A 3,870-nucleotide genomic window follows, 5' to 3' on the forward strand; every position below is an offset into this window, starting at 1 on the left:
GCGTCGAGCTGGGCGACCGTGGTGACCCCGGTGACCAGGCTGCTGACGCCGGGCTGGGCGAGCAGCCAGCCGTAGGCGAGCTGCACCTCGGTCAGGCCGCGGTCGCGGGCGTAGGCGGAGAACCGCTCGAGCTCCGCCCACGGCGCGTCGCGGAGCAGGTGGGACTTGAAGCGGGTCACCTTGCCGTCCGCCGGGGCGAGGCCCGGCCGGTACTTGCCGGTCAGCAGGCCGTTCTGGAGCGGGAAATAGGCCAGGAGACCGAGCTGGTACGCGTTGACGGCCGGCAGGATCTCCTCCTCCGGCTTGCGCCAGAGCAGGTTGTACTCGTGCTGGGCCGAGACGAACCCGCGATAGCCGCGGGCCCGTGCGGTGTGCTCCGCGTCGGCGATCTGCCAGCCGGCGAAGTTGGAGCTGCCGGCATACCGGATCTTGCCCTCGATCACGAGCTCGTCGAGCGCCGCGAGCGTCTCCTCGATCGGCGTGCCGGGGTCGGGGGAGTGGATCTGGTAGAGGTCGATCCAGTCGGTGCGCAGCCGGCGCAGCGAGCCCTCGACCGCACGCCGGATGTGGTCCCGGGAGCCACCGGGGCGGAACTTGGTGGAGACGACGGCCTCGTCGCGCCGTCCCGCCAGGGCATTGCCGAGCAGTTCCTCGCTGCGGCCCGGGGCGTCCCCGTACGACTCCGCGGTGTCGAAGAGGGTGACGCCGAGGTCGAGCGCGCGGTGCACGATCGCGTCGACGCCGCGCTGCCCGTCGCGTACGCGGTCACCCTTGCCGAACGGTGCAGCGCCGATCGCGAGCTCCGAGACGACGAGGTTCGCGCCACCCACGTGGCGCCGGCCGACGCTCACGGCACCAGCACGATCTTGCCGCGGACGTGCGTCGTCTCGCTGTGCCGGTGTGCGGCGGCCACGGCGTCGAGCGGGTAGCTGACGGAGATCTCGATGCTGAACCGGCCCTGGCGCGCGAGGTCGGCGGTCACCTGCAGGGCCTCGGCGCGCCAGCCGCGCTCCTCGGCGGAGAGCCAGCCGGCGCGGGAACCGCTGAACCCGCGGATGCCGAGGGTCTTCGCCTGCTCGACGGCGACGACGGTGGCGATGCGCTCCGGGTCGCGGGTGAGGGCGAGGCAGGCGTGCAGCGCCTCGTCGGTGCCGGCGGCGTCGAGGCTCGCGTCGAATCCGTCCGGCGCCACCGCCCGCAGGCGGTCCGTGAGTCCGGGGCCGTACGCGACCGGTGTGGCGCCCAGCTCGCGGATCCGGTCGTGGTTGACCGGGCTCGCCGTCGCGACCACGGTGGCGCCCCAGAGCCGGGCGAACTGGATCGCGGCCTGTCCGACCCCACCGGAACCGGCGTGGACCAGGAGCAGCTCGCCTTCCGTGAGCTTGACCGACCGCAGCACCTGGTAGGCGGTGCCGGCCGGTACGCCGATCGCGGCGCCCTGCGCGAAGCCCAACGCTGCCGGCTTGCGGGCGAGGTTGTCCGGGCCGGCGGCGACATGGGTCGCGTACGCCCCCGTCAGTCCGCGCGCGATCACCTGGTCGCCGATCGCCCACCGGGTGGCGCCGGGGTCGACGGCGACGACCACACCGGCCGCGTCGGAACCGAGCCCGATCGGCGCGGTGAGCGGTCCGGTGTCGCGCAACCCGCGCCGCACCTTGGTGTCGACCGGGTTGACGCCGGCGGCCCGCACCTCGAGCACGACCCCGCCGGGCGGCGGCTCGGGCCTCGCGACGTGGACGACCTCGAGCACCTCGGGCCCGCCGAACCGGCTGATCCGTACGGCCCGCGTACGCGCTGCCATGACCCCTCCCAGCGTGAATCCACTATGGACGGGATGTGCCGCGTCCGTATCCACTGTCAGGCCGGGAGCCTCACGATGTCAATAAACCCCATCGGATTACTAGGATATGAAACGGTCCGGCAACAAGTCGGCCGCAGTTGGTCCGGGCGGGTGCGGCAAACCGGGTCGTTCAGCCTACTAATCCTACTGGCTTACTAGGCTATGCTCCCCGTGTCGGCCGGCGTTTGTCCGCCATGCTCATCGCGGGAGGCGTATCAAGTGACCGTTACCTCCGTACCCGGCTCAGTCGTGGACTCCGCCCTGTTCCGCCGCCTGCTGCGCCACCACGCGGCCGGCGTCGTCGTGGTCACCGCGCCCGGCTCGCCGCCGGCCGGTTTCACGGCCACCTCGTTCACCTCGGTCTCGCTGGACCCGCCGCTGGTGTCGTTCGGCATCGCGCACACGGCGTCGGCGTGGCCGGCGGTCCAGGCGGCGGGGACCGTCGCGGTGCACGTCCTGGGCGAGCATCAGGAACATGTGGCGCGGACGTTCGCCACCAGCGGCATCGACCGGTTCGCGGCGCACGGCGCGTGGCAGCCCGGGCCCGACGGCGTCCCGCTGCTCGACGGCGCGCTGGCCCGGATCGTCTGCCGGATCGCCGGGGCGGTCACCGCCGGCGACCACACGATCGTGCTGGCCACCCCGGTGCACGGCGAGCACGTCGGCGCCGACGAGCCGCCCCTGCTCTACCACGCCGGCGGCTATGCGGACCTGCGCCCTCGCTAGCGGCGCGCGTCGTAGCGCCGGCGGTTCTCCTCGACGTCGTCGCGGTAGTCCTCGGCCCAGCGGGTCAGCTCCAGCACCGGCCCGATCAAGGTCCGGCCCAGCGGGGTCAGCTCGTACTCGACCCGGGGCGGGATCTCCGGAAACGACGTGCGCGAGACCAGGCCGTCGCGTTGCAGGCCGCGCAGCGTCTGCGTGAGCATCCGGTGCGAGATGCCGTCGACGGCCCGCAGCAGCTCGGTGAACCGCCGCGGGCCGCGGGTGAGCTGTGACACGAGCACCAGCGACCAGGCGTCGCCGACGCGCCGGAGGACGTCGCGGGTGTGCCGGCGCGCGTCCTCGTCGGCGCACAGGATCGCCGACTGTGTGGCGTCGAAGCTCATCGGGGCCCCTTCCATATTTCTTCCACCGTACGGCGTTACGCACTTCGAAGTGCGTGTGCGCGAGGCGGCATAGCTCCTGTGGGAGTGGCGTTCCCGCCAGGCAGCAGGGCCGGAACCGGCCCACCGAAGGGAGCCCGCAATGACCCGCATCGCCATCGTCCTCGGCAGCACGCGGCCCGGACGCCACGGCAAGGCCATCGCCGACTGGGTGCTCGCCGAGGCCGGCGGCCGCACGGACGCGACGTTGGAGCTCGTCGACCTCCTCGACCACCCCCTGCCGCACCTGGACGAGCCCACGGCCGCGTCCGGCGGCCGCTACGAGAACGCCCACACGCACCGGTGGTCGCAGGTCGTCGCCGGCTTCGACGGCTACGTGTTCGTGACGCCGGAGTACAACCACTCGACCAGCGGCGTGCTGAAGAACGCCATCGACTTCCTGTTCGCGGAGTGGAACGACAAGGCGGCCGGGTTCGTCAGCTACGGCGTCGCGGGCGGGGTGCGCGCGGTCGAGCACCTGCGGCTGATCGCGGCCGAGGTGCGGCTCGCGACCGTCCGTTCGCAGGTGGCGCTCTCGTTCTACACGGACTTCACCGACAACTTCCAGCGGTTCGCCCCGGCGGCGCGTCAGGCGGACGCCCTGCACGCCACGGTCGACGAGGTGGTGGCTTGGTCGCGCGCGCTGGCGACCCTGCGCACCCCGGTCGAGGAATCCCTTCCTACTGGGTAGGAATTGTGGGTTTGGTCACGTTGAGTTGAGGAAACGTCGCGCGCCCTGCACGGTAGATGGTCTTCGACCAGACGGGACGGCTACTCCTCGTGATCCGCATCGTCCGCCAGCAGGACACCGGCTACGCCGGAGCCGCGGTGGGCCGCGGACACGTACACCTGCTCGACCTCGTCGTCGACGACCATGACGAAGCCGGC

Annotated in this window: 5 protein-coding genes; 2 read left to right on the plus strand and 3 right to left on the minus strand. The window is 72.2% G+C overall.

What is annotated here, in order from left to right; all coding sequences use genetic code 11:
* Both AB0H87_RS39110 and AB0H87_RS39115 read right to left on the minus strand, forming a co-directional pair.
* Positions 1-851 (minus strand): aldo/keto reductase (locus AB0H87_RS39110; protein WP_360158014.1); only part of this gene is annotated, 851 nt, incomplete at its 3' end.
* Positions 848-1,801, minus strand: a complete 954-nt coding sequence (locus tag AB0H87_RS39115) for an NADP-dependent oxidoreductase (RefSeq protein WP_360158017.1) — start codon at positions 1,799-1,801, stop codon at positions 848-850. The genes AB0H87_RS39115 and AB0H87_RS39110, both read right to left, overlap by 4 nt.
* Positions 1,802-2,089: 288 nt before the next feature.
* Between AB0H87_RS39115 and AB0H87_RS39120 the strand changes: the two genes are divergently transcribed.
* Positions 2,090-2,566: a flavin reductase family protein gene (locus AB0H87_RS39120; RefSeq protein WP_360158019.1), complete on the plus strand. Its 477-nt coding sequence runs from the start codon at positions 2,090-2,092 to the stop codon at positions 2,564-2,566.
* Here AB0H87_RS39120 and AB0H87_RS39125 read toward each other — a convergent pair.
* Positions 2,563-2,946 (minus strand): helix-turn-helix domain-containing protein, encoded by a 384-nt coding sequence (locus AB0H87_RS39125; RefSeq protein WP_360158022.1) that lies wholly within the window; start codon positions 2,944-2,946, stop codon positions 2,563-2,565. The two genes, AB0H87_RS39120 and AB0H87_RS39125, sit on opposite strands and share 4 nt — an antisense overlap.
* A 139-nt stretch (positions 2,947-3,085) precedes the next feature.
* On the opposite strand from AB0H87_RS39125, the gene AB0H87_RS39130 reads away from it, so the two are divergent.
* Positions 3,086-3,673 (plus strand): NAD(P)H-dependent oxidoreductase, encoded by a 588-nt coding sequence (locus AB0H87_RS39130; protein WP_360158025.1) that lies wholly within the window; start codon positions 3,086-3,088, stop codon positions 3,671-3,673.
* Positions 3,674-3,870: the final 197 nt, after the last annotated feature.

It is taken from the genome of Asanoa sp. NPDC050611 (genome assembly GCF_040654855.1).
Lineage (GTDB): Bacteria > Actinomycetota > Actinomycetes > Mycobacteriales > Micromonosporaceae > Asanoa.

Excerpts from the sequence above, each read along its gene's own strand:
- AB0H87_RS39125 (WP_360158022.1), bottom strand. The coding sequence starts at position 2,946 with ATGAGCTTCGACGCCACACAGTCGGCGATCCTGTGCGCCGACGAGGAC.
- AB0H87_RS39130 (WP_360158025.1), top strand. The coding sequence starts at position 3,086 with ATGACCCGCATCGCCATCGTCCTCGGCAGCACGCGGCCCGGACGCCAC.
- AB0H87_RS39115 (WP_360158017.1), bottom strand. The coding sequence starts at position 1,801 with ATGGCAGCGCGTACGCGGGCCGTACGGATCAGCCGGTTCGGCGGGCCC.